At 41.9% G+C, this 26,909-nt stretch carries 16 protein-coding genes and 2 pseudogenes; 15 read left to right on the forward strand and 3 right to left on the reverse strand.

Annotation, left to right across the window (positions count from 1 at the left end):
• The 4 genes and pseudogenes from V7K50_RS20360 to V7K50_RS20375 all read left to right on the forward strand — a co-directional run.
• Positions 1-132 (forward strand): annotated as a pseudogene (locus tag V7K50_RS20360) (photosystem II D2 protein (photosystem q(a) protein)); the annotation flags it as partial.
• On the forward strand, positions 116-1,507 hold the full coding sequence (psbC, locus tag V7K50_RS20365) for a photosystem II reaction center protein CP43 (RefSeq protein WP_334963146.1): 1,392 nt from the start codon (positions 116-118) through the stop codon (positions 1,505-1,507). The pseudogene V7K50_RS20360 and the gene psbC, both read left to right, overlap by 17 nt.
• A gap of 382 nt (positions 1,508-1,889) precedes the next feature.
• Positions 1,890-2,078: a PCP reductase family protein gene (locus V7K50_RS20370; protein ID WP_442944639.1), complete on the forward strand. Its 189-nt coding sequence runs from the start codon at positions 1,890-1,892 to the stop codon at positions 2,076-2,078.
• A 21-nt stretch (positions 2,079-2,099) separates the two neighbouring features.
• A complete protein-coding gene (locus V7K50_RS20375) occupies positions 2,100-2,756 on the forward strand; it encodes a Uma2 family endonuclease (protein ID WP_334963148.1) in 657 nt (218 codons plus the stop codon).
• A 51-nt stretch (positions 2,757-2,807) separates the two neighbouring features.
• Here the strand turns inward: V7K50_RS20375 and V7K50_RS20380 are convergent, their stop codons facing one another.
• Positions 2,808-3,644, reverse strand: coding sequence for an SWIM zinc finger family protein (locus V7K50_RS20380; RefSeq protein ID WP_334963150.1), 837 nt, complete (start codon positions 3,642-3,644; stop codon positions 2,808-2,810).
• Between the two features lie 244 nt (positions 3,645-3,888).
• Positions 3,889-8,568, reverse strand: coding sequence for an SNF2-related protein (locus V7K50_RS20385; protein WP_334963152.1), 4,680 nt, complete (start codon positions 8,566-8,568; stop codon positions 3,889-3,891).
• Between the two features lie 500 nt (positions 8,569-9,068).
• Between V7K50_RS20385 and V7K50_RS20390 the strand changes: the two are divergent.
• From V7K50_RS20390 to ovoA, 5 genes and pseudogenes are all read left to right on the forward strand, one after another.
• Positions 9,069-9,503: pseudogene (locus V7K50_RS20390) on the forward strand (GNAT family N-acetyltransferase); the annotation flags it as partial.
• A gap of 101 nt (positions 9,504-9,604) precedes the next feature.
• Entirely contained in the window at positions 9,605-11,761 is a 2,157-nt protein-coding gene (locus tag V7K50_RS20395; protein WP_334963154.1) for a polyribonucleotide nucleotidyltransferase, read from the forward strand.
• 611 nt (positions 11,762-12,372) lie between these two features.
• On the forward strand, positions 12,373-12,702 hold the full coding sequence (locus V7K50_RS20400; RefSeq protein ID WP_334963492.1) for a DUF2079 domain-containing protein: 330 nt from the start codon (positions 12,373-12,375) through the stop codon (positions 12,700-12,702).
• Positions 12,703-12,816: 114 nt separating this feature from the next.
• On the forward strand, positions 12,817-13,791 hold the full coding sequence (egtD, locus tag V7K50_RS20405; protein ID WP_334963494.1) for an L-histidine N(alpha)-methyltransferase: 975 nt from the start codon (positions 12,817-12,819) through the stop codon (positions 13,789-13,791).
• A gap of 43 nt (positions 13,792-13,834) precedes the next feature.
• Positions 13,835-15,169 carry a 5-histidylcysteine sulfoxide synthase gene (gene ovoA / locus V7K50_RS20410; protein ID WP_334963156.1) on the forward strand — a complete coding sequence of 445 codons (1,335 nt, stop codon included), beginning with the start codon at positions 13,835-13,837 and terminating at the stop codon, positions 15,167-15,169.
• Between the two features lie 140 nt (positions 15,170-15,309).
• On the opposite strand, the gene ilvC is transcribed toward ovoA, so the two are convergent.
• The gene (gene ilvC, locus V7K50_RS20415) at positions 15,310-16,305 is read right to left on the reverse strand and encodes a ketol-acid reductoisomerase (protein ID WP_334963158.1); all 996 of its coding nucleotides are present in this window, start codon (positions 16,303-16,305) and stop codon (positions 15,310-15,312) included.
• 125 nt (positions 16,306-16,430) lie between these two features.
• Between ilvC and V7K50_RS20420 the strand changes: the two genes are divergently transcribed.
• The 6 genes from V7K50_RS20420 to V7K50_RS20445 all read left to right on the forward strand — a co-directional run bounded on the left by V7K50_RS20420 (position 16,431) and on the right by V7K50_RS20445 (position 26,901).
• Positions 16,431-16,559, forward strand: a complete 129-nt coding sequence (locus V7K50_RS20420) for a hypothetical protein (RefSeq protein WP_334963160.1) — start codon at positions 16,431-16,433, stop codon at positions 16,557-16,559.
• A gap of 402 nt (positions 16,560-16,961) precedes the next feature.
• Positions 16,962-17,180, forward strand: coding sequence for a hypothetical protein (locus tag V7K50_RS20425; protein ID WP_442944640.1), 219 nt, complete (start codon positions 16,962-16,964; stop codon positions 17,178-17,180).
• Between the two features lie 332 nt (positions 17,181-17,512).
• Positions 17,513-19,540 carry a non-ribosomal peptide synthetase gene (locus tag V7K50_RS20430; protein ID WP_334963162.1) on the forward strand — a complete coding sequence of 676 codons (2,028 nt, stop codon included), beginning with the start codon at positions 17,513-17,515 and terminating at the stop codon, positions 19,538-19,540.
• Between the two features lie 3 nt (positions 19,541-19,543).
• Positions 19,544-24,490: an aminotransferase class III-fold pyridoxal phosphate-dependent enzyme gene (locus V7K50_RS20435; RefSeq protein ID WP_442944641.1), complete on the forward strand. Its 4,947-nt coding sequence runs from the start codon at positions 19,544-19,546 to the stop codon at positions 24,488-24,490.
• 93 nt (positions 24,491-24,583) lie between these two features.
• Positions 24,584-25,585, forward strand: coding sequence for a cupin-like domain-containing protein (locus V7K50_RS20440; RefSeq protein ID WP_334963166.1), 1,002 nt, complete (start codon positions 24,584-24,586; stop codon positions 25,583-25,585).
• A 146-nt stretch (positions 25,586-25,731) separates the two neighbouring features.
• Positions 25,732-26,901 carry a cupin-like domain-containing protein gene (locus V7K50_RS20445; protein ID WP_334963168.1) on the forward strand — a complete coding sequence of 390 codons (1,170 nt, stop codon included), beginning with the start codon at positions 25,732-25,734 and terminating at the stop codon, positions 26,899-26,901.
• Positions 26,902-26,909: the final 8 nt, after the last annotated feature.

Raw genomic sequence — 26,909 nt, forward strand, 5'->3', positions numbered from 1 at the left:
GAGTTTGAAACCTTCTATACCAAAAACATTTTGCTGAACGAGGGTATCCGCGCTTGGATGGCTCCTCAAGATCAACCCCACGAACAATTTGTATTCCCTGAGGAGGTATTACCACGTGGTAACGCTCTCTAATAGACCTACTATCTTAGGCGGCGCTGGACGCGACCAAGAATCCACTGGATTTGCTTGGTGGTCTGGTAACGCACGTTTAATCAACCTATCTGGCAAACTACTGGGTGCTCACGTTGCCCACGCTGGTTTGATTGTATTCTGGGCTGGAGCGATGACTTTGTTTGAAGTCGCTCACTTCGTTCCTGAAAAGCCCATGTACGAACAGGGCTTGATCTTGTTACCTCACCTCGCCGCTCAAGGTTGGGGTGTTGGTGCTGGTGGTGAAGTTATTGACACCTTCCCCTACTTTGTTGTCGGTGTACTCCACCTAATTTCCTCAGCCGTTCTTGGTTTTGGCGGTATCTATCATGCCGTTCGTGGTCCAGAAACCTTAGAAGAATACTCTTCTTTCTTTGGTTACGACTGGAAAGACAAGAACAAGATGACCAACATCATCGGGTTCCACCTGATTATTTTGGGATTCGGTGCATTGCTGTTGGTAGCAAAGGCAATGTTCTTTGGTGGGTTGTATGACACCTGGGCACCAGGCGGTGGTGATGTTCGGATTATTACCAATCCAACATTGAACCCAGCAGTTATCTTCGGTTATGTAATCAAGTCTCCCTTCGGTGGCGAAGGCTGGATTGTCAGCGTTGATAACTTGGAAGATGTCGTCGGCGGTCACATTTGGATTGCCTTTATCCTAATTGCTGGCGGTATCTGGCACATCTTCACCAAGCCTTTTGCTTGGTCACGTCGTGCATCCATCTGGTCTGGTGAGGCTTACCTCTCCTACAGTTTGGGCGCTCTCTCCCTGATGGGCTTCATTGCCTCAATCTTTGTTTGGTTCAACAACACCGTTTACCCAAGCGAATTCTTTGGCCCTACCGGGCCAGAAGCTTCTCAAGCTCAGGCTTTGACCTTCTTGATTCGTGACCAACGCTTGGGTGCTAACGTCGGTTCTGCCCAAGGACCTACAGGTCTAGGTAAATACCTGATGCGCTCTCCAACTGGTGAAATCATCTTCGGTGGTGAAACCATGCGCTTCTGGGATTTCCGCGGCCCTTGGTTGGAGCCTCTACGTGGTCCCAATGGTCTTGACTTAGAAAAAATCAAGAATGATATTCAGCCTTGGCAAGCTCGTCGCGCTGCTGAATATATGACCCACGCTCCTCTCGGTTCTCTGAACTCTGTGGGTGGTGTAGCTACCGAGATTAACTCCTTCAACTACGTATCTCCTCGCGCTTGGTTGTCAACTTCTCACTTTGTACTAGGATTCTTCTTCCTAGTTGGTCACTTGTGGCACGCTGGTCGCGCACGGGCTGCTGCTGGTGGTTTTGAGAAGGGAATTAACCGTGATACTGAGCCAGTGATGTTTATGAATGACCTCGACTAGGTTGTAAAGTTTATTTCATCACTGATCACTAAATAATTTAGAGGCTCTTGCATAAAAGCAAGGGCTTTTTTTATAGGAGAATTAGTAATCTATTGATTAAACTGAGCCACTTACCAAGGTAATTAATACTATGAGCGATTCCAATTTTATTGATGCTTTGCGATGGACAGTTAACAATTCAAAATTCAAAATTCAAAATTCAAAATTAAAGACATTTCAGACTTGTGGAGTGCGGTCTTGGGGTCTCCCCCGCCGTAGGATGCGCGTTCGCAAAGCGTCTCGAAGAGAAGCGCTGTAGAGGAGCAACTCCGGGGGATTTAAACCCCGATGGTTCCTGAGCGTAGCCGTTGGCGCAGCCTCTCGTAGAGAAGGACTGAAATGGGTGCTACATATAGATTGCAGGTTCTTAAACCCTTTAATTTACGATAAAGCTAAGGAAAAGTTACAAAATATTCCCTTTTTTGTCCGCGCTCAAGCTAGAACCCGAATTGAACAACTAGCTCATGAAGCAGACCAAGAGGTTGTGACAGATGATTTGGTAGAACGGGCTAGACTTGAGTTTGGACAATAAAATATTCTGGAGGTCGTAATAATGACAGTCGCTAAGAATCGAGCAGACCGAGTAATGTTTTACGACATTAGCTGGCAACAGTTTGAAAATCTTTTAAAAGATTTGGGAGAGCATCGGGCAGCACGGTTAGCTTACGATCGCACTACTTTGGAAATTATGACACCTTTACCTGAACACGAACATTACAAAGAGGTAATTAGTATTGCAGTTCAAGACATCGCTGAAGAGTTGGCTATAGACTATGAAAGTTATGGCTCGACTACTTGGAAGCGAGAAAGCCGAATGGCAGGGGTAGAATCAGATAATTGCTTCTATTTCCAGAATGAAGCTGCGATTCGGGGTAGATTGGATCTGGACTTGAAACAAGATCCACCGCCTGATTTGGCACTGGAAATTGATGTTACCAGTAAGTCTCTAAATCGGTTTCCCATTTATGCCCGCCTGGGAGTACCAGAACTCTGGTGTTATGACTCAGGTGAACTCAAAATTTACCAACTACAAGATGGGAAATATGTCGAGTCAGAGAAGAGTCTAGTGTTTCCTACTTTAGCAATTCGGGATCTGCCGAAACTGATTGAGCAAAATCGTGCAGATGGCAGACGGGCAATTCGTCGAGCGGTGCGCGAATGGGTAAGGAAAGGCGCGAAGGGTGAACTACCCAGTCAACCTAATTCATAATTACGAATTACGAACTTGTACTGAGCGCAGCCGAAGTATTACGAATTAGTATCAACTTCCTCCCACATTCATTGCTTTTAAAAAAGCCTTTTGGCTCACATCTCTGTAAACTGTATTCAAAGACTTCATTACCACATCACTGGAAGTTGAATTTACTGCATTTTCCTCTTCCTTCGCTAGGGGGATTGCTCCTAATACATCTAATACCATCTCATTAGTGGATGGCGCAATCACTACTAATGATGACTCTAATGGCTCATTGTATTGCCAGAAAGAATCAATTTTTACGGAATATTTGTTATTAGGAATTGACTCTTGAATATCGGGCGTTTCTGTGGTATTAGGTTTAATCTTGGCACTGCGTAATTGACGTAAATCGCTGATAATTTGCTCTTTGGTGCGTCCACGTAATTGAAATAGTACAAAGGGGTCTTCACTGAAGCGATCGCCTAACTGATAGTATATGGCACCAATATGTTTACAGGGATTTGCTTTATCAGGACAAGAACATTTACTCTGGACATCTGCAAGGGTAAATGGAAATATAGAAAGACCGTTAGCCGTGAACACTTCTTCTATATTTTGTGGCATTTCTCCTGCTAGTAGCTTGGCAGCAAAAATTGCCCTTTGGGACATGGTTTCAATTACATAACCCCACTGTTCATCAGTGAATGGTTCAAGGGAAAGAGAAACTTTATAAGCTTCAACTTCACTCCCTTGCACTCTAGCCAATACTTTCGCACCTTTAAATTCAATGCTTAAAACATTTCCTTGACGAGCATAGTTTCTCGCACGTTCTAAGCGCTTTTTAAAACGATAGGAATCTAGCAAATCTAGCCATTGTTGTGACCACCATTCTCGACTTGCTTCTAATGTGTAATTAGTCATAATCAATTCCAAATTCAAAATTAACAACGCACAACCTAATACGGTTCAGTTAAGGCTTAACTCTTTGTCAAAGTCAATTTTTTAACGTAGACGCTTCTCTACGAGACGCTACGCGAACGGCTTCCCGCAGGGTACCGCATTCGCACAGCGTCTCGTTAGGGAAGGACGCAAAGGAAGAAATAATTATAGGTTTGTAGTGAGCGCTAAAGCGCTCAAATCAAGGACTAAAGTCTTTACTACAAACTTATTCTGGATCATCATCAATTACTGCACTACGATCAAGTAGTAGTAAGTTGCGAAGTTGATTTGTATCCATTTCAGTTAACCATTCTTCACCAGCACCCACAACTTGTTCAGCTAGTTGTTTCTTACTTTCAATCATGTCATGAATTTTTTCTTCTAATGTGCCAGTGCAAACAAATTTATGTACTTGTACATTGCGGGTCTGACCAATCCGAAATACTCTATCTGTGGCTTGATTTTCTACGGCTGGGTTCCACCATCTATCAAAGTGGAATACATGATTTGCTCGTGTTAAATTCAATCCTACACCACCCGCTTTCAGAGAAAGAATCATAATCGGTGGCCCTTGAGGATCGTGTTGAAAACGGTCGATCATTTCCTCACGTTGTTTTTTGCTGGTGCTGCCATACAAAAAGAATATTTCTCGCCCTAGCTGTTTTTCTAAGTAGGGTTTAAGTAATTTACCCCACTCAGCAAATTGTGTAAAGATTAAAGCTCTATCGCCTTCTGCTAAAACTTCTTCTAACATTTCTTCTAGCCGCAGAAGTTTGGCTGAATTATGCTGCTCTAATGTCGCCTGTTTCAAATATTGGGCTGGGTGATTGCAGATTTGCTTGAGTTTGATTAGTAAAGCTAAAATCATCCCCCGACGTTGCAATCCTTCAGCAGATTCAATCTCTACTAAAGATTGTTCTACTACTTGTTGATAAAGTGCAGCTTGTTCACCAGTCAGACCACAAAATACGGTCATTTCTTGCTTATCTGGTAAATCTTGAATGATCTCGCGATCGCTTTTCAATCGCCGCAGTATAAATGGTTGCACTAATGAACGTAATTGAGTCAAAGAAGCTGTATCACCATACTTTTCTATTGGCATGGCAAACCGGCGCTGAAAAAATTGCTTATTGCCTAAATATCCTGGATTGATAAAATCCAAAATAGACCAGAGTTCTTGTAGTCTATTTTCTACTGGTGTCCCCGTCAACGCAATGCGAAACGTAGCTTCTAATTGCCGCACTGCTTTTGACTGCTTCGCCTCTGGATTTTTCACATTCTGGGCTTCATCTAAAACTATTATCTGCCAAGATACACTTTGCAATGACTTGATATCTCGATGAAGAAGTGAGTAACTGGTAACGATTAAATCGTGATTTTTCACTGCTTCTAAAAATGCTTTACCTTTAGGGCGTTTGTCACCGTGATATTGCAAAATTTTCAGGCTTGGTGCAAATTTATTGACTTCCCTTTCCCAATTGCCTAAAACAGAAGTTGGACAAACTAGCAGTGTTGGATTTTCTAGCGTATTTTGCTCTTTTAAGTGCAGCAGAAAGGCGATAAATTGGACAGTATTATGGCAAATAATATTGTTAGCGACAAAATTATGATGTTTGCTAACTTCAAAGTCATAAACCCATCCCTCATAATCTATCTCCTCTATAGATTCAATCCGGCAATAAAATACCTCTTGGTCGAGTAAATTTTGCAAAGACTGTCTTGTTAAGCTCAACTGTTTTATGTCAAGTTGAGTATATGCTGTCAGGGTTTGACTTGTCCACTTTGAAGGTTTTAGTAGCCCATACTGCTGTTGAGCTTCTCCACTAATAATGCGGTTCATCCCAAAATGTCGCAATGGTAGCCCCGTTACCTTGACTGTTTGGGCAACCATATCAGAAGCAGGAATTCCTTCAATATTTCTGTTGCTGACCAGTTGACAAATTTGCTTTAATTTGCTCTGTCTTTCTGAGTTATTAAAACCAATTTCTTGGAAAAATCTGCGGGCAGAATTTCCACCAATTACACCAATATAGTAAGTGCGTAAAGTACGAGTTCCATTAGTGGCACACTTCAGTTTGGGCGATATTCGCAACCAAATACCGAAACGACGCAGCAGTGCAGAAAGTTGCTGAATCAGTAAAACTGAAGCTGTAGAAATCTCAATACTCCCCATACTCAAAACAACAGCAGATTCAGCATCAAAATAGTTTTGTAAAAATATCCGCACACTATCCAAGTCTGCCTGCATAATGAAGGGCGGAATAGATTTTTCTGCTGATAGTTTGCCCCAAATATAACCTTTAGCTTCTAAAAATTGCCGATAGGCTTGGCTGTTAACTCGAAGAGCAGAAACTCTGTTAGGGAAGGTAGAGATATTAGGGCTGCTAATTTTGAGGTTATAGCGCTTTTGAATGCGTTGGCAAATCTGGAGTAAATCCTCTAGGACTCTGGTATCTTTTTGGGATATTGTGACTCTTCCTACATCGGGTAGTTCATGCCCTTCGGCAATCTGCCAAGCGATAAATTTGACTAAATCAGGGTCTTGTGGTTTTCCATTCCAAAGCGTTTTACTTGGTACACAGGCGTAATCACCCACCTGTAAGTTATTTGTCCAACCTTTACTTGTCATCAGCTTGTGACGATGAGTGATAGTGATATTGCTACCGTCTTCTAGCGTGATTTTTCGTAATTTCTCGCGCACTTGCTGCCGATACAACCGTTTAACATTACCTTGAACGATTTTGCCAGTTTTTTCATTTATGGAATTAACTAGTAATTCCTCTGTGGGGTTAGCCCAAAATCCTTCGCCGTCAAATTCTGTTTCTCCAGCGTGAGTTGTCCAGATTGTCTCGGCTGTGCGTAACAGTCCATTTACATTTACTAAAGTATCATTGGCTACACATTTACCCAATCCCATATCGTCGGCGAGACACGCACCTAAACCCCAACGTTCCAAGAATGACAGCCAAGCAGCACCACGTTCTTGATAAGGACGCAACTGCCCTTTAAAGCCTGTTGGTGTGGGTAAAGGTGCGATCGCTTGATTATTGGTTAACGCCCCAATCAACTCTTGCAATGCCCCAGATGCCTCAAAGCTAACCACTGGTAACTTTTCAATTACCTGGGTATCCCCTGTACTGAAACGCAAGGCATCTTCCAAGGAAAGTGCCATTTGGTCTTTGCGGGTGGTAAAAAAAGTTTGGGCTGTCTTGATGTCTTGGGGGCGCAATTCCACCCACTCACCGTTAATTTCCACTAGCGGGCTATTTAAAGCTACAAGTTTATCAAACTCGGCTTTGGAAATAGTTTGTCCGCCAATTGCTAATTGCCATTGGAAGTTTAGTAGACTTTGCAACCCTAAACGTCCCTGCTTTTTCTTTGGGGTTTCCGCAGTAATTTTCAAACCCAAACGATTTGCCCATCCTTCGCGGTTCGCTAAACTGGGAGGCAAAATTACTCCCAAACCACTGTCTTCCAACCTCCAAGCTACAGCTTTGATAAACTCATAAGCTTGGATGGGGGTGATATTAGAAGATTGGGGATATTCGGTTTCAAAACTGGGTGCGATCGCTGGATATAATCTAGAAGCTAGCCCCAAACCTCGCAAAAATATTTCCTGTGGTTGCTCAATTGTCCGATTTTCATAAACCAATCGTTCAACTGGATTGTTCCAAATAGTTACCGCATCCACCACAAACTCAGGATCGTCAGCCGCTTGCAGAAAATACGCCAATGTCCAATCTGTTTCGCCAGACTCTGGAGAACGCAGTTGAAAACAGGTACGAAATAGAGTTTTAAGAGTTAATTGGTATTGTAGCGGCATAGTCCAAGCTTTCAGTGCCGCTTCCAGTCGTTCTACTTCAATGGCATCTGCATTTACTGTATGAGATGCGCTGGTTAAACCTTGCAACCACTGTCGCACCCCACTTGGTAAAGATGCGTAGGCAAAGCCAGTCGTAGACATCGCCTTAGCTTCCATTGCAGGTTGAGAACCTATCATTTCTCGCACTTGGGCATCTATCGTACTGTTGAGAAATCCCAGTAATAATTCTTGAGGTTCGATAGGGAAGTTTACATAAAGTAGGGATTGCGGATTAGGGATTAGGGATTGGGAAAACTCCTCTCCAGTCCCCAGTCCCCAGTCCCCAGTCCCCAGTCCCTCTTGATAAGTACGACAAACCAACGGCATATTTGCAGAAAATTTTTCTAGGCGGGTGCCATCTACAGCACTATCTACAAGTACTTGCCACTTAGCAGCAAATGCACCATCTGATTGTCGGTCAATTGTTGGTAAAAACTTACACCGCGAGATTAAATCTAAACTCCACCTGGCAACCTGCGACCAAAAACGTAAATCTCCACCCAAAAAGGCGTCTTCCCCTTTAGCAGCATTTAAGGGAACAGCAGCGAGAAATTTTACTGCTTCACTGGGGTTGAGATAAAAACCCTCAACTCGCCACGGTTGCAAATATTGCGGGGAGTCTGTATCTAGCCCCAAGCTGGCAGAATGCACAGGGAAAATCCCTGTTGTTCCTTCGCTATTAGCTTCTGGGATATAAGTTGGTAGGGCAATGATTTGGGAGTGCGTTGGCAAACTGATCTCAGTGGCACTGGCTGCTTTGCGTGTTCGCCCAGTAGTAGCGATGGCTTCGCCCGCCGCAGGCATCGCAACTTGAGGTTGCTGAATGAAGTTGGTAATTGCCATGTTCTGCGAATCGCCAAAGGCGACGCTTCGCGAACGCAACCACTCACTCAACTCAACTGATGTCATTGCCAATGGATGTAGTGGTATATCTCCAGTTCCACTAAACTCGAAATTGACTCGCGGCGATCGCCAAGTTTCCCCCCAAATAAATAAACAACCATTTTGATTTTTCAGTAACCAATTACAGTGTAAGATCGCCATTTGCTAATTACTTATATTTTCCCAAAATTCCCGAATTAAAATCGCAGTTATTCTACTTTTTGCATCTTCTCAAGAAGATTTTTAGTTAAACTTTGCATATAATGAACATTTAAGCAAATCTTCTACATAAACGTTATTAATAATGAATTTTCCTGTAATTAAAGTTTTAAAAAATGGAATATTAGTAGAACTAGATTATATACATTTTCAAGAACAGGAGGTTGTAAGGGAATTACTCAATCTTGTGATTATTGAAGGTATAGCAAGGGACTTGGAGGTTAGGACATTAACTGATGATAAAACCTATATATAAAGACTTTCAACCCAGTCCCCAGTCCCCAGCGATGCACTGAGCTTGTCGTTGGCGCAGCCTCTCGTAGAGAAGTGTCCCCAGTCCCCTGCTAAGCTAATCGGCATTGAAGTTGCATAACCAAGGCGGGCAAGATGCCCACCCCACAAGATGTTGAGAAAATTTTAATCTGCAAATTAGATGTGTTTTAGCTTATAAAACCTATCCTCAAAAGCAACCTCTATCTCAAGCAGAATTTTCAGCTTACTGGTTAAGTAAGGATGCCTTTGTTGTCAGGACATCTGTTGTAGATCCTACACACAAGCCAAAAGAAATATTAGGGGCATTTTATTTAAAGCCAAACTTTCCCGGTCGGTGTTGCCATATTTGCAACGCTGGTTTTATTGTACAACCTGAGTTACGCGGTCAGGGGATCGGGCGGTTCATGGGAGAGGCTATGCTTTTGATCGCAGCAAACCTGGGCTACGAAGGAGTAATGTTTAATTTGGTCTTTGAAACTAATATACCTTCAATTACACTTTGGCAGTCGTTAGAATTTGAAATTATTGGGCGAATTCCGGGTGCGGCGAAGCTAGAGAACGGGCAGGTGGTAGACACGCTGATGATGTATCACACTTTGGGTTGAAGGACTTATCTATCTTTGTATGTACTAGAAGTCAGCTATATGGCATAAATGTTAGGATTGCCACAGAAAGAGAATAGCGAAAGAGAAGGAAAAAGAACTGAATGGCAGAAGTTGATAAGTCAATATCCTTCGATGGAAGGGATATTCGACTGAAAGTAGGCTTACTGGCTCCCCAGGCAGGTGGGTCGGTTTTGATAGAATCAGGGGACACATCCGTTCTAGTGACGGCTACGCGATCGCAAGCCAGAGAAGGCATTGATTTTCTTCCCCTCACAGTAGATTACGAAGAAAGGCTGTATGCCGCAGGTCGGATTCCCGGCGGGATCATGCGGCGCGAAGGTCGTCCACCAGAAAAAACAATTCTCACCAGCCGTCTTATAGACCGTCCCATGCGTCCCTTGTTCCCCTCATGGCTACGGGATGACCTGCAAATTATTGCCTTAACGCTGTCAATGGACGAGTTAGTGCCACCCGATGTGCTAGCAGTTACAGGTGCTTCCATTGCGACCCTAATTGCCCAAATTCCTTTTAATGGGCCGATGGCAGCAGTGCGGGTTGGTTTAGTGGGAGATGATTTCATTATCAACCCCACATACTCAGAAATTGAAGCCGGAGACTTGGATTTGGTAGTAGCAGGTTCACCAGATGGTGTAATCATGGTGGAGGCGGGAGCCAATCAGTTGCCAGAGCGAGATATTCTCGAGGCGATTGATTTTGGTTACGAAGCAGTGCGGGACTTAATCAAAGCGCAGCAAGATTTATTAGCAGAACTGGGTCTAGTAATAGTGCAAGAAGCACCACCACAAGTAGACCAAACGCTAGAAAATTATATCCGCGATCGCGCTAACAGTCAGATTAAGAAAATCCTGTCTCAATTTAGCTTGACCAAACCCGAACGCGATGCAGCTTTAGATGTCGTCAAGGATGAAATTGTCGCGACGATTACTGAACTGTCAGAAGAAGACCCAATTCGAGTTGCCGCAACTGCAAACAAGAAGGCACTTGGTAACACTTTTAAAGATATTACCAAATACTTCATGCGGCGACAAATCATCGAAGATAACGTCCGCGTTGATGGTCGTAAACTCGATCAAGTGCGTCCTGTTTCTTGTTTAGTTGATGTCTTACCAAAGCGAGTCCACGGTAGCGGTTTATTTAACCGAGAACTAACTCAGGTATTATCCGCTTGTACTCTGGGTACACCGGGGGATGCCCAAAACCTCAACGATGACATGCAGCTCGATCAACACAAGCGTTATCTGCATCATTACAACTTCCCCCCGTTCTCAGTCGGCGAAACCAAGCCAATGCGGGCCCCAGGAAGACGCGAAATTGGTCACGGGGCATTGGCAGAGCGAGCGCTCCTACCTGTGCTACCCTCAAAAGAACAATTTCCCTACGTCATTCGCATCGTATCGGAAGTACTTTCCTCCAACGGTTCCACTTCAATGGGTTCAGTGTGCGGTTCTACCCTCGCCCTCATGGATGCTGGTGTACCAATTCTCAAACCCGTCAGTGGCGCGGCAATGGGTCTGATTAAGGATGGGGACGAAGTGCGAATCCTGACCGACATCCAAGGCATTGAAGACTTTTTGGGCGACATGGACTTCAAAGTTGCCGGCACGGATACCGGGATTACCGCCTTGCAAATGGATATGAAAATCTCCGGTTTGTCTTTGGAGATTATAGCCCAAGCCGTCCACCAAGCCAAAGCAGCCCGATTGCACATCCTGGAGAAAATGCTCGCCTGCATTGACACGCCGCGTACTGAAACCTCACCTTATGCCCCACGTCTGTTAACAATCAAGATTGATTCAGACATGATTGGTTTGGTCATTGGTCCTGGAGGCAAGACTATTAAGGGAATCACAGAGGAAACTGGTGCAAAAATTGACATCGAAGATGATGGCACTGTGACAATTTCCGCCGTGGATGAGAACAAGGCCAAGAGAGCCAAAAACATCATCCAAGGCATGACCCGCAAGCTGCATGAAGGGGATGTCTATGCAGGACGCATCACTCGGATTATACCCATAGGTGCATTTGTGGAATTTCTGCCTGGGAAAGAAGGCATGATCCACATTTCTCAACTAGCCGACTACCGCGTTGGTAAAGTTGAAGATGAAGTAGCGGTGGGTGATGAAGTGATTATCAAAGTGCGCGAAATTGATAACAAAGGTCGGATTAATCTCACCCGCTTGGGTATCCACCCAGATCAAGCAGCAGCAGCACGAGAAGCTGCGGCGGTAAATCGTTAAATCGATTTGGGATTTTAGATTAGATTAAATCTAAAATCCGCGATGCCTATTGTGAAGGCATCGCCGTATGCTTCTCCAATTAACGCTCTTTCATCACTCTCAGCATAAGAACAGAAGAAATATTTATATTATTAAGATATCTAGAATAGCCCCTCGTATTTGATTTCTTAATACAATTAGTGTTATGGCAATTCTTTATGAATACGCATAGAAAAAACCCCTCCCAACCTCCCCTTACCAATGGGAGGTTGGGAGGGGTCAAAATAATGTGCAGCTTCACAGAGAATTGGTATTAGAAACCCAATCGATAAATGTGAAATTGTAAAGACCCTGAGCCAAGGTTTAAGTAAATTAAAGAATATGAAAGTTTGAATGACTAGGCGTAAATTATTGACTAGATTCTTACAGCCTGAAACAAAGTCTTGCTAATCATGCTCTGGAAATCTTGCAACAACTGTAAAAAATCAATATTAAATTTTAAATATCAACATTTTTGGACGTATACCTATTTGTGAAATAATAGTAATAGTGCGGGTTATTTATCCTAATCATATCTGCCAATAAAATTAAATAGTGTGAGAAATAAATCTGGGCTTGTTTATATCAGTTGGATGCTCGGCGTAAGTGCCTTAATCTTATTTATCTGTAGGAGCTTACGACATCAATTATTTCAATCAAATGCTTTGGATTTAGCTGTCTTCGATCAATGGGTATATTTAGCAAGTCAAGGACTACCTACAATTTCATCATTCTTTGGCTTTCAGATGATTGGAGATTATGCAGCTTTTATCTTATATCTAATTGTGCCACTTTACAAAATTTATCCCGATGTACATTGGCTATTTGCAGTCCAAGCGATCGCTACTCAACCTACAATTATTTTTAACTTTAACTATTCAAAAAACATTAAACTAGTCAAATATTCCGTATTACTACACTAACTTGATAGAGATTTAGCGTTATTAAAATAACTAATGATTGAACAATAAGCATTGCCATTAAATAATAAATCTGTCATATTAAATAATCTAATTTTAACCAAAGGCATTTACATCATGTTAGCTACATCTATAAAAATTCTAAATGAGCATTATCAATCTCTCAATAATGAGGGTGAAGATGTTATTCAAGGATTAACTCGAAGTCCCAAAAGTTTGCCAGCAAAATATTTTTACGATGATTATGGCTCAGAATTATTTGAACAAATATGTCAATTACCAGAATATTATCCAACACGAACAGAAGCATGGATTTTGCACCAATATGCCGATGAAATCGCTCAGATAACTGGTGCTTGTGAACTTGTAGAATTAGGCAGTGGCAGTTCTACAAAAACTCTGTTTTTGTTAGATGCTTACCAAAAACTTGCCAGTTACTGTAGGTATATACCCATTGATGTTAGTCAGGGAATCTTGAAATCTAGCGTACTAAAGCTACAGCATAAATATCCGACTTTCTTTATTGAGGGATTAATAGGAACTTATGAACAAGCATTAATAAAACTAGAATCAGCCTTTACACCATCACGGATGATTTTTTTCTTAGGCAGTTCTCTTGGTAATTTTAGTCCACAAGAATGTGATGATTTCTTAAAACAAATTACTAAGACTTTACAGGTAGGCGATTACTTTCTTTTAGGGATTGATTTACAAAAACCCAAGGAAATTTTGGAGCCAGCTTATAACGATAGTAAAGGAGTCACGGCTGCTTTTAACTTGAATATGCTTTCTCATTTAAATTGGCGTTTTAAAGGCAATTTTGACATCAATTTATTTACTCATCAAGCTATTTACAATCAAACTGATGCTCAAATTGAGATGTATCTGCATTGCCAAAATAGTCATAAAGTATCTCTAAAAGCGTTAGATTTACAAGTGTTGTTTACAGATGGAGAAAGCATTCTTACCGAAATTTCTCGCAAGTTTGATTTAGTAATTATGCAAAAACAACTGGAGACACACGGACTTAAGACACTAAAGACTTGGACGGATACCAGGCATTCCTTTGGATTAATTCTTTGTCAAGCTTAATTTTCGCTCGCTCAAAGTTTAATTTCAATGTTTAAGTGACACTATGAAGAATTTTCAATCTACTTACCCGCCAAAACTTGATAGTTGCAATAACCAAATTATCCTCGATTATTTTAACAATGCTTGGCAACTGGAAGATGTGTTGTTAAAAAGTCTGGTTGGGGAAAAGACATTTTATCTCAATCCTGACCCTTTGAGGAATCCACTAATTTTTTATCTGGGACATTCGGCTGTCTTCTACATCAATAAATTAATTAGGGTGGGTTTATTAGAAAACCGCATAAATCCAGACTATGAAATCATATTTGAAATTGGAGTTGATCCAGAAATACCAGAAGAATTGAATGAAGCGATCGCTCATCTGAAATGGCCACAAGTTGCACAGACTTGGGAGTATCGAGAACAAGTATATTCTGTAATTTCAGAACTAATTAAAACCACTCCAATTACTCTACCCATTAATGCCAACCATCCCCTTTGGGCTTTAATGATGGGCATGGAACACCAGCGCATTCACATTGAAACCTCTTCAATGTTAATTCGCCAACTACCAATTGAGAGAGTGAAACGTCCGCAAAACTGGCAATATGCCCCTTTTAATGGTTATACTCCCCAGAACGAAATGATAGAGGTTGCTGGTGGGGTAGTAAAACTTGGTAAAGCCGATGATGATTCGACTTATGGATGGGATATTGATTATGGCGATCGCACTGTTGAAGTTGCACCTTTTTTCGCCAGTAAATATCTAATTACCAATGGCGAATTTATCTATTTTATCAAAGCTGGTGGTTACGAAAATCAAGAATATTGGGATGAAGAATCTTGGAATTGGAAAACTCAATACAATATTCAATGTCCAAAATTTTGGTTACATGAAAATGGTAGCTACAAATATCGAGCCATGTTTGATGAAATAGATTTACCCTTAGATTGGCCTGTAGAAGTCAATCATTATGAAGCAATGGCTTATTGTCGTTGGCAAGGTAAAAATACTCGTTTAATGAGTGAAGCCGAGTACCACTTAGCAACTTATGATAACGGTTTGATAGAAAACATAGACAATTTCAATCTTAACTTAAAGTTTGGCTCACCTAGTCCTGTCGGGATGTTAGAAAGTGCAAAAACTCACTGTGGATTGTACGATTTGCGGGGTAATGTTTGGGAATGGTTGAGTAATAACTTAAACCCTCTTGCAGGATATCAACCCCATTTTCTTTATGAAGATAATTCTGCCATCTTTTTTGATGATAAACATAAAATGATGTTAGGAGGATGTTGGATAACTAATGGTACAGAAGCTTTAAAATATTACCGCAACTGGTTCCGTCCCCATTTTTATCAACACGCTGGTTTTAGAATAGTGCAAAACCACAAATAAGTCAGAAGGATTTCAAGAAACATTATTCAATCAATTAGTTTTGATGCAAACTGAATAAATTAAATATGCTGTAACCAGAACCATTGTAGAGACGTAGCAGTGCTACGTCTCTACATTATCGCGTCTTTACATTCTTTTGCTTAAGCCTTTTTTAACCAGCTAAACATAGCGCGTAAATCTTTACCAACTTCCTCAATTTTATGTTCAGCTTCTTTACGACGTAAAGCGGTAAATCCTGGTTTACCAGCTTGGTTTTCCAGTACAAATTCTCGTGCAAATTGTCCAGATTGAATTTCGCTGAGAATCTTCTGCATTTCAGCTTTGGTTTGTTCAGTGACAATCCGTGGTCCCCGGGTATAATCGCCATATTCAGCAGTGTTAGAAATGCTATCGCGCATTTTGGCTAAACCGCCTTCTACAACCAAGTCAACAATCAGCTTGACTTCATGCAGACATTCAAAATAAGCTAATTCTGGTTGATAACCAGCTTCTACCAAAGTTTCAAATCCGGCTTTGATTAAAGCACTTAAACCACCGCACAATACCGCTTGTTCGCCAAATAAATCAGTTTCGGTTTCTTCGCGGAAAGTTGTTTCGAGAACACCAGCGCGAGTACCACCGATACCTTTAGCATAAGACATGGCGCGATCGCGTGCCTGACCACTGGCATCTTGATAAACTGCAAACAGCGCGGGTACCCCTTCCCCACTTTCATAAGTCCGCCGTACTAAATGCCCCGGTCCTTTTGGTGCTACCATCACCACATCTACGTTAGGCGGTGGTACAACTTGCCCAAAGTGAATATTGAAACCGTGGGCAAAAGCTAACACATTCCCTTCTTCTAAATTGGGTTCAATCTCGTTTTTGTAAATTGTTTTTTGGACTTCATCAGGTAACAAAATCATGATCAAGTCAGCAGCATTGGCAGCATCTGCAACATTTTTCACAGTTAACCCAGCAGCTTCAGCTTTTGCTACTGACTTACTACCCGGATATAGTCCCACAATCACATTCAAACCACTATCTTTTAAATTGAGAGCGTGGGCATGACCTTGAGAACCATAGCCGATAATAGCAATAGTTTTTCCAGCCAAAAGGTCTAAATTAGCGTCTTCGTCATAATACATCCGGGCCATAGAAGCATCTCCTGTCAGCAAGCATCGTCATTAATTAGCAGACTTATGATTTTACCCCAAATTGAGTAACAGATGAACCATGAGCCATTGAATTTATCCGTTTGAACTCAGGGAGAGTTAAGCAGATGGAACTATTTCTGGAAGTAATAGGGCGATCGCTTAAACACAGTCAGACCCTTTCAGCAAGCGCCCTCAGCCATCAGTATCAATGGTCATATCGTGCCGTTACCTGGGCTGTATTAAGTCACCGTTAAGTAAGTAGGCGAGAATAAGTCAAAGTATATTAAGTAATGTAATGCAGATTCCACACCCTGAACTGGCACAAGTCAGAGAAAAGCCAAAAAGGGGAGAAGATGCTTGTCCATCACCTCAAGGGTATAGTTATGCTCAAAGCCCTATTCTTGCGTATACTTAGTCTTGCCATACCTAGGACGAGCTACGCTAATGCACATTCCTTTATAATCGCTGAAATCCTTTTACCGTATACATTTACCATTTACGAATAATTCTAATACTTTTCTTCCATTGCAAACCATCTCTAAAGTTTTAATTTTCAATAAAGATGTATTGAAAGTAACTACGATTTTGAGAAAATAGGTCAGAATAGGAGAACTAAATCTTAGAGTTAGTGCCATTCGACACTAACTAATAATAATTTGGCAGAACGCTCATTACAACTAGCTGTTACTAAACGAAAAATTAGTGACGATTCACAATCTCTGTGTTGGTTTGCTGATACTGCTAGCTTATTAACTATTGTGCAAACTTGTCCTTTTCAGCAAGGAGCTGTTATTGATTTCTTTCCAGAGGCGTTACGCGCATCTGTTGGTTATGTCATTGCCCATGCTTCGCTCATGCCTTTTTCTGCGATCTGAATCCTTACTCTGTTTCTATAAAAACTAAAAAAAATAACATTATCTTAAATACACTAAATTCTTCGTTACTCATTTATATTGGAACAATATCATACTCGATTTACATGATTCACTGGTTTATCCAAAAATCTATATCATTAACATACAAAAGTATCTTCCATGTGAATTTTAGAACAACCTTTAATATTTAGCAGTCAGTAATCATTCTGATTTTGTATATTTTAGTAGTGATATTAACTGCATCGCTAGACCATAAAATTGTTTAGTTAAAAATGCAGCAGTACTTAAAAAATACACAAGTTGCAAAAAGTATTTTCTTGCGGAGATTTAATATGAAAACAATAACTGATTCATTGGCTATAAGTAAAAAAGAATTCCTGGCACCTGACTGTAAAACCTCATTATCAGAAAATAACTTAGAACAATATAATTTAACATTACCTATCTTGAAAGAATCCGAAAAACACCTACTGATCGAGTGGAATCAGACTCAAACTGATTATCCTCAGCAAGCGTGTATTCATCAGTTGTTTGAAGCACAAGTAGAGAAAACTCCTGATGCTGTAGCACTAATCTTTAATAATCAGCATCTCACCTATCGAGATTTGAATTCTCGTGCTAATCAACTAGCACAACATCTGCAAACACTAGGAGTAGGTGCAGAAATTCTTGTAGGAATCTGCATAGAGCGCTCCTTAGAAATGGTTGTAGCACTTTTAGCAATCCTGAAAGCAGGTGGAGCTTATGTACCTCTAGATCCAGGATATCCACAAGAACGTTTAGCTTTCATGTTGTCAGATACCCAGGTATCAGTACTATTAACTCAAAAAGAATTAGTTGCCAAATTACCTACTCATACAGCATTGGTAATTTGTCTAGATGCAGATTGGAATGCAATCACCCCAAATAAAAAAGAGAACCTAAGCACTAGCGTCACTGCTGATAACTTGGCTTATGTCATGTATACCTCAGGTTCTACAGGTACACCCAAAGGTGTTAGTGTTATCCATCGTGGTGTCGTCAGATTAGTCAAAGAAACTAATTATGCTCACCTCACGGCTGAAGAAATAATTCTGCAACTTGCTCCTATTTCCTTCGATGCTTCAACTTTTGAAATTTGGGGTTGCTTACTTAACGGTGGGCGACTAGTAATCTACCCTCCTCATACACCATCTTTAGAAGAATTAGGGCAGATTATTCAACAATACCAAGTTACCACTCTTTGGCTAACAGCCGGCTTATTCCACCTCATAGTGGATGAAAAAATTGATGCTTTAAAATCGTTGCGTCAACTTTTAGCGGGTGGCGATGTCTTATCTGTTCCTCATGTACAGAAGTTCTTCCAAACAGTAGATAAGTGCCAGCTAATTAATGGTTATGGTCCAACTGAGAATACAACTTTTACCTGCTGCCATCCTATAACAGCGCCACTACAACCAGATGTCTCTATTCCTATTGGTCGCCCAATTGCTAATACCCAAGTTTATATATTAGATAACAACCTTCAACCAGTATCAATTGGAGAAGCTGGCGAATTGTACATTGGTGGTGATGGATTAGCTAGAGGCTATTTGAACCGTCCCGACTTGACTGCCGAAAAATTTATTTTTCACTCCTTTGATAGCAATTTGGCAACGCGCCTTTACAAGACTGGAGATTTAGCTCGTTATCTTCAAGATGGCAAGATCGAGTTCTTAGGACGTATTGACAATCAGGTAAAAATTCGCGGTTTCCGAATTGAACTAGGGGAAATTGAACGGGAAATTGCACAGCATCCTGACGTTCGGGAAATTGTCGTTTTAGCTCGTCAGGATGAAATAGGTGAAAAGCTATTGACAGCTTATATTGTTCCTCAGTATAACAGTAGTTATACACACAATAAATTGCGGAGTTTCTTACAACAACGACTACCTAATTACATGGTGCCATCAGCGTTTGTGATCTTAGAATCACTGCCTTTGACTGCAAATGGCAAAGTAGATAGACATAAATTGCCAGCACCAAGTAGAGAACGTCCGCAACTGGAACAAGCGTACATTGCTCCCCAAACCGATTTAGAGCGTCTGCTTGCAGGTATTTTGTCCGAACTGCTCAAAATCGATCGCGTTGGGATTGATGATAATTTCTTTGATTTGGGAGGAACTTCAATCTCAATTCTGCAAGTTGCTGTGCGAGTACAACAGGAACTTGGTATTGAGCTAGCTGCTGTGAAGCTATTTCAGTATTCAACAATTGGCTCTTTAGCAAACTATTTGCATTCAAATCAGAACAGCCAACCATCTTCTGACAAGCTGCAAAATCGCGCCCAACGTCAACAAGCATCTCGTACTCGTCGCCGCAATCATCAGCAAGCTCTTTAAGCAATGGTAAATATGCAAGCATCCGATAACCAAGATCCTATTGATGGTGTTGCCATTATTGGCATGGTAGGGAGATTTCCTGGCGCTGGAAATGTCGATGAGTTTTGGCGCAATCTGTGTGAGGGATTAGAATCAACGACTTTCTTTCAAGATGAGGAGTTAGACCCTAGTATTGACCCGAACCTTTGCAAAGATCCGAGCTACGTGAAAGCTAGAGGAATCATTCCTGGGGGCGAAACCTTTGATGCTGCTTTCTTTGGCATTAATCCACTGGAAGCTGTGGTTATGGACCCACAAGCCAGAGTTTTCCTAGAGTTGGTTTATGAAGCCCTAGAAAATGCCGGTTATGAATCAGAGTCTTTTGAGGGTTTGATTGGTTTGTATGCTGGTTGTGGTCAAAATACTTATTTTGCTAACCACATTTCTGGTCGTATGGAAATTGTCGATCGCATCGGTGAGTTTCAGACGATGCTAGCGAATGAAAAAGACTTTTTAACCACTCGTGCTGCTTACAAGCTCAACCTCAAAGGCCCAGCCGTCAGCGTCAATACAGCCTGTTCCACTTCTTTGGTAGCAGTCATTCAGGCTTGCCAAGCCTTAACCAATTATCAGTGCGATTTGGCTTTGTCAGGTGGTGTATCTATGACTACACCCCAAAATAGCGGTTATGTGGCTCAAGAAGGCAGTATGCTCTCTGGAGATGGGCATTGTCGTCCCTTTGATGCCAGCGCTCAAGGCACTATGTTCAATAGTGGCGCAGGAGTGGTTGTCCTCAAGCGTTTAGAAGATGCACTCAATGATGGCGATCGCATCTATGCTGTAATTCGGGGTTCTGGTATCAATAATGATGGCGCTGATAAGGTGAGCTTTACGGCTCCCAGCGTAGACGGACAAGCAGAGGCCGTTGCAATGGCGCAAGCTGATGCCAACTTTCACCCCGAAACCATATCTTATATTGAAGCTCACGGTACAGCTACACCTTTAGGCGACCCGATTGAAATTGAAGCGTTGACCCAAGCATTTCGTGTACATACAGATGCTAAACAGTTTTGTGCCATCGGCTCTCTTAAAAGCAATGTCGGACATTTAGTTGCGGCGGCTGGGGTAGCAGGGTTAATTAAAACTGCTCTCGCTTTGCATTATAAAAAGATTCCACCTAGTTTAAATTTCGAGGCTCCCAATCCCAAAATTGACTTTGCCAACAGCCCCTTTTATGTCAATACCAAACTAGCCGAATGGTCAGAAGGCGAAACTCCGCGACGAGCTGGTGTGAGTTCTTTTGGTGTCGGCGGGACTAATGCTCATATAGTGCTAGAAGAAGCGCCACAAATCCCAAGTTCAGGTGCTTCGCGTCCACAGCAGCTATTGTTACTCTCGGCAAAAACTAGTAAAGCTTTAGAGGCTGCAACAGCGAATTTACAGCAGTATTTACAGTACAATGCCGAAATTAACTTAGCTGATGTCGCCTATACTTTACAGCGAGGGCGCAAAGCCTTCAACTATCGACGCAGTGTAGTTTGTCACGATATAACAGATGCGATCGCAGCCTTACAATCTTTAGATCCAAATCAAGTAAATACTCGGCATACAGAAATCCGCAATCCAGCCGTTGTTTTCATGTTCCCCGGACAAGGATCGCAATATGTGAACATGGGACTAAATCTCTACAACCGTGAACCGATATTTCAGGAAGTAGTAGATGAATGTGCGGAAATCCTTAAACCTTTACTGGGCAGGGATTTACGAGAAATCATGTATCCTGCACCGAGCGATGCCGAAGGCGGGCTACGCCTACGCGAAACTGCGGCTATCTCCCTACAGCAAACCTGCTTTACCCAACCAGCATTATTTGTCATTGAATATGCTTTAGCGCAACTGTGGCAAAGTTGGGGAGTCAAGCCCCAAGCCATGATTGGCCATAGCATTGGCGAATTTGTCGCCGCCTGTATAGCGGGTGTATTTACCTTAGAAGATGCGTTGATGTTGGTGGCAAATCGCGGTCGCTTAATGTGGGAGTTACCAGAAGGGGCTATGCTCTCAGTGCGCTTACCAGCCAAAGAGGTAGAGCCGCGATTGAGTTCAGAACTAGCGATCGCTGCAATTAACGGCCCTTCTCTGTGTGTAGTTTCTGGCCCCACAGAGGCGATCGCGGCTCTCCAAAAACAATTAGAAAGCGAAGAAGTTGTCTGTCGCCATTTACACACTTCCCACGCTTTCCACTCCCCAATGATGGATAGCATTATTGCCCCCTTTGCTGAGGTAGTTGGAAAGGTTAAATTATCACCACCCCAAATTCCCTTTGTTTCCACAGTTACCGCCGACTGGATTACAGCCCAGCAAGCAACTGATCTGATGTATTGGGCTACACATCTACGTCAGACTGTGCGATTTGCCGAAGGCGTACAAACCTTATGGCAGCAGCGAGAACGCGTATTGTTAGAAGTTGGGCCGCGAATCACAACTACGACCTTAGCCCGCCAACAAGCCAAAGATATTAAACAACAGATAACGATCGCTTCTCTGGGTGATAACGCAGAGAACGAAGCCGAATGGACTGCATTACTCAAAGCAGCAGGACAACTGTGGCTAACAGGAGTATCTATTGACTGGAGCAACTTCTATGAAAGGGAAACGCGACAACGAATTCCCCTACCTACTTATCCCTTTGAACGCCAACGCTTCTGGATTGATCCTCCACCTCATCCCAATCGCGCAGCAACTCCCAAACTTCCAAATCCCCAGTTATTAGAAAAGACCCAAACTATGACAACATTCCCTCAGCAAAAGCTCATTCCCCTGCTAAAAGAAATTATCGAAGAAACATCGGGATTGGAAATAGCTAGTATTGACAACTCGACAACATTTTTAGAAATGGGATTAGATTCCTTATCTCTGACGCAAGTCGGGTTAGCTTTGAAGAAAAAATTTAAAGTCAAGGTAACACTTAGGCAGTTACTAGAAATTTGCCCGAATTTAGTAACGCTAGCTGACTTGATCAATCAAGCCTTGTCTCCCGAAACTTTATCCGCATTAGGATTAATAGAAACCGTCGCAGAACCAACTCCAGAAATACCATTACCAACACCTGTAACCACATCACCCACTTTGGTAGTGCATGAAGTTCATACAAATGGAGCAAATGGATCTGCACCTCAGATTTCTCCCCAACCTGCTGCATCTAATTTCCTAGAAAATGTGATTAATCAGCAGCTACAAATCATGACTCAGCAATTGGCGCTATTGGGTAACAACAGTCAATCTGTAACAATCCCAGTTGTACCTATAGCGACATCTCAAAATAATGGTGTCAAGCCACAAAATATTGTATCCATCCCCCCAACCGAAACTAGCAAAGAATCAGCATCGGTAGATCCAGAATCAAATGGCGCTAAAAAGTCATTTGGTGCGGCGGCTCGAATTGAAAAGACTCAGACTAAAACTCTGACATCACAACAACGCACTCATCTAGAGGAAATTATCCAAAGATATACACAAAGGACTCAAAAATCCAAAGAATATACTCAAACTCATCGTCCTTATTTGGCAGATCCAAGAACTGTTTCTGGCTTTAACCCGACGATGAAAGAGATGGTTTATCCCATCGTGGTGTCTCGTTCATCAGGTTCTAAACTTTGGGACGTTGATGGTAATGAATATGTCGATTTAAGCAATGGTTTTGGCTTGAATTTGTTTGGTTGGTCGCCACCTTTTATTACCGAAGCAATTGAAGCACAACTAAAACTCGGCATGGAAATTGGGCCGCAAACTCCCTTAGTTGGAGAAGTGGCGAAGCTGATGTGTGAGTTGACCAACTTTGACCGAGCAGCCTTTTGCAACACAGGTTCGGAAGCGGTTCTGGGAGCGATGCGGATGGCACGCACCATCACAGGGCGTAACTTAATCGCCATCTTTTCTGGAGCCTATCACGGTATTTTGGATGAAGTCATTGTTCGGGGTACAAAAAAACTCCGGTCAATTCCGGCTGCTCCTGGTATCCCACCAGAAATGGTAGAGAACATTTTGGTGGTGGACTATGATTCGCCTGAGTCTCTAGAAATCCTCAGAAGTCGGGCTGATGAGTTAGCAGCAGTGATGGTGGAATCTGTGCAAAGCCGTCGCCCTGAATACCAGCCCAAAGAATTCCTTCAGCAATTGCGTGATTTCACTCAGGAAGCTGGTATTGCCCTGATTTTTGATGAAATCGTCACTGGATTCAGAATTCATCCAGGTGGCGCTCAGGCACATTTCGGTATACAGGCGGATATAGCAACCTACGGCAAGATTGTGGGCGGTGGGCTACCAATTGGAGTCATTGCTGGCAAATCACAATATATGGATGCTCTAGATGGTGGGTTTTGGCAGTTTGGCGATGACTCTGTTCCAGAGGTAGGCGTGACTTACTTTGCTGGTACCTTCGTCCGCCATCCTCTAGCACTCGCAGCCGCCAAAGCAGTACTTCAGCATTTAAAACAGAGTGGCCCTAGCTTACAGCAAAATCTCAATGCCAGAACTGATAAGTTTGTAGCGGAACTTATGGGCTATTTCCAGCAAGTTCAGGCTCCTTTCACAGCTTATAATTTCGGCTCCCTCTTCATGGTGAAGTCTTTACCAGAGTTCCCCTACGGAGATTTGCTGTTTTACTTACTGCGGGATAAGGGAGTGCATACTTGGGATCACCGTCCTTGCTTCTTGACGACATCTCATTCCGAAGCTGATCTGGCTTTCGTAATGGCAGCCTTTAAAGAAAGTATTGCCGAAATGCAGTCTGCTGGGTTCTTATCTGCACCGCCCATAGAAGTAACAAACCGCGAAGTTACCAATAACAGCCTACGTAATCGTCCTCCGCAACCTGATGCCAAATTAGGACGAGATCCCCAAGGGAATCCCGCCTGGTATATTCCTGATACCAAACGACCCGGCAAATATCTACAAGTTGCAAGTGTTTCCTGAAGTGTTCTAAAAAATCAATCTGCACAGAAAGCATAGTGAGCATCAGTAATTTTTGCAAATAGTAAATACTCATCTCATCCATCAAGGTTTTGTATGTCAGTTGATAATCTACTTGAACATAGTTCTATTAAGTCCGATCTGAAGCTTCCTGAACAAATCATTCAAAGTGACCCTTCAAATTTCCGAGAAAACTTCAACGACTCTCATTTTATGTTTTCGCATAACCTTGCGGGACATCCTTTGTTTGAGATCCCACGCTTAGTTGAACTTGCAAATACTATCCTGAGTCAAGGAAAAAAGAACCAAATCCAGTCTTACGTCAGCAAAGTTCCTGTTGAGCAAAAGTGGAATCATCGACCTCAAATCAAGCAAATCACGGAGGCGATCGCACATATTGGAGAATCCGATTCTTGGGTGATGCTTGAAGATGTTCAAGCAGATCCAGAATACGCTGCTTTGCTCGACCAGATTATAACTGAACTTGAAATTCTTACAGGTAAACCTCTTCGGAAGGAAATGACCTGGCTCGGTGCTTATATCTTTATTGGTTCTCCAAATTCTATTACACCTTACCACATCGATAGTGAGTTGAATTTCCTGTTTCAAATTCAGGGCGAAAAAGATATGAGCCTCTTCAATCAAAATGATCGTTCTGTACTGAGCGAAGAGGAGATTGAAAAATTTTATATAGGCGACCTGAATGTAGCAAATTATAGAGAGGAGAATCAGAGTAAAGCAAGCGTTTACCGTTTGCAACCAGGCAAAGGACTTCACCATCCCATACTGGCACCCCATTGGGCCAAAAATGGTAATAATGTCTCTGTGGCTTTGAGTATCCTTTTTTATTTGCGACCTTACGATCTAAAAGCCAGAATATATCAAGTCAACAGCTATTTACGCAAACTTGGATTTGAACCCACCCCACCAGGCAAGTCTGCCCTGCGAGACCGCATCAAAATTTTTGCTCTGGGTCTTTTATCCGATCGCCATCCGAAAAGTAAATTTGCAATACTACGCTCTGGTGTATTAAGATTCAAATCCATTGAGAGAAAGCTAAGACAATTTCAATATGCAGTGAGATCACTAAAGCCATGATCACCTGTCGTAATTATTGAAAATAAAGCACATACAATATTTCAGATTAAGTAAGTCGGTATAAATAATTATCATTGGGATAAAGCACCGAGAAAAGGTTTGAGCCTTGTTTGCTTTTTTTGTGCCGACTTACTTAGGTTTTCGATATGTCACTACCTAAACCATCCACGAATAAGCATAATTCGATCAATTCGCTAGTAAATAAACATATGAAAATGGTTGATAAGTTTGTATCAGAGCTTCAACAGTTAGATGTAAAGTTATGGATTGAAGGCGGTAACTTACGCTATAAAGCTCCTAAGGAAAAACTGACTCCTGATTTACTCGCTCAAATGAAAGATCGCAAAGAAGAGATTATAAATTTCCTAAGCCAACCCCATCCTACTAATACAAATTATCATGGAAGCTTAATAGCTAAACCAGAAAATATTACTGTTGATAAAGTAGCTAACTTATCCTATAAAGAGTTTGCTAGTCGATATCTTAACCCATTGCAACCTGTTGTGATCACTGATGCAATCCAAGATTGGAAAGCATTGTCAACATGGACTCCTGAATTCTTTAAAAACAACTATGGTTCCAAAGAAGTAACAGTTGATACTCAACGCTATCAACTACGAAATTTTATTGATTTAGTTCTAGCTTCTACTGAAGAGAAACCTTGTTCATATCTCAAAGATACTGATATTCCCGGACTATTCACTGAACTACTTGCAGATATTGAACCTACACTACTTTACTCTCAGTATAATTGGCTCTTGAGTCCGATGCTTTACATACCAGCAGCCGATCCAGTAAAACAGCGAAATGCTTTTTTGGAGCTTTTAATTGCAGGTCAAGGGACAAAATTCCCAATCTTACACTTTGATTATTGGCACTTACATGCTTTTATCATGCAGGTTTATGGGGAAAAAGAGTTTACCCTTTTCTCACCCGTTCAAACTGAATATCTCTATCCAGTTGATACGTCATCAAATAGATCCTTGATTCCAGATATCCATCAGCCAGATTTAGAGCAGTTTCCACTGTTTGCAAAGGCAACTCCTATTAAAGTAATTGTCAAGCCAGGAGAAACTATTTTTGTGCCAAGTGGGTGGTGGCATACAACACGGATGCTGACCCCCTCAATTGCAGTCACAATGAATTGTCTAACTAACTCTAACTGGGATAGATTTAGCCAAGATTTGACTCGCGATCTGGTTAATTCGTTAACTTCTTTAAAAAATCACCAGAGTCGAATCACTATTCTTGAATCTAATATTTCTTCCTATCTAGACAATCTAGTAAGGCTCTTGGCATCCGTAGATCCCAATTGAGATTTTTT

The sequence above is a fragment of the Nostoc sp. genome, from assembly GCF_036917135.1.
Classification (GTDB): domain Bacteria; phylum Cyanobacteriota; class Cyanobacteriia; order Cyanobacteriales; family Nostocaceae; genus Nostoc.

Coding starts and splice junctions, on each gene's coding strand:
- V7K50_RS20375 (WP_334963148.1), top strand. CDS start 2,100: ATGACAGTCGCTAAGAATCGAGCAGACCGAGTAATGTTTTACGACATT.
- V7K50_RS20380 (WP_334963150.1), bottom strand. CDS start 3,644: ATGACTAATTACACATTAGAAGCAAGTCGAGAATGGTGGTCACAACAA.
- V7K50_RS20385 (WP_334963152.1), bottom strand. CDS start 8,568: ATGGCGATCTTACACTGTAATTGGTTACTGAAAAATCAAAATGGTTGT.
- V7K50_RS20395 (WP_334963154.1), top strand. CDS start 9,605: ATGGCAGAAGTTGATAAGTCAATATCCTTCGATGGAAGGGATATTCGA.
- V7K50_RS20400 (WP_334963492.1), top strand. CDS start 12,373: ATGCTCGGCGTAAGTGCCTTAATCTTATTTATCTGTAGGAGCTTACGA.
- egtD (WP_334963494.1), top strand. CDS start 12,817: ATGTTAGCTACATCTATAAAAATTCTAAATGAGCATTATCAATCTCTC.
- ovoA (WP_334963156.1), top strand. CDS start 13,835: ATGAAGAATTTTCAATCTACTTACCCGCCAAAACTTGATAGTTGCAAT.
- ilvC (WP_334963158.1), bottom strand. CDS start 16,305: ATGGCCCGGATGTATTATGACGAAGACGCTAATTTAGACCTTTTGGCT.
- V7K50_RS20420 (WP_334963160.1), top strand. CDS start 16,431: ATGGAACTATTTCTGGAAGTAATAGGGCGATCGCTTAAACACAGTCAG.
- V7K50_RS20430 (WP_334963162.1), top strand. CDS start 17,513: ATGAAAACAATAACTGATTCATTGGCTATAAGTAAAAAAGAATTCCTG.
- V7K50_RS20435 (WP_442944641.1), top strand. CDS start 19,544: ATGGTAAATATGCAAGCATCCGATAACCAAGATCCTATTGATGGTGTT.
- V7K50_RS20440 (WP_334963166.1), top strand. CDS start 24,584: ATGTCAGTTGATAATCTACTTGAACATAGTTCTATTAAGTCCGATCTG.
- V7K50_RS20445 (WP_334963168.1), top strand. CDS start 25,732: ATGTCACTACCTAAACCATCCACGAATAAGCATAATTCGATCAATTCG.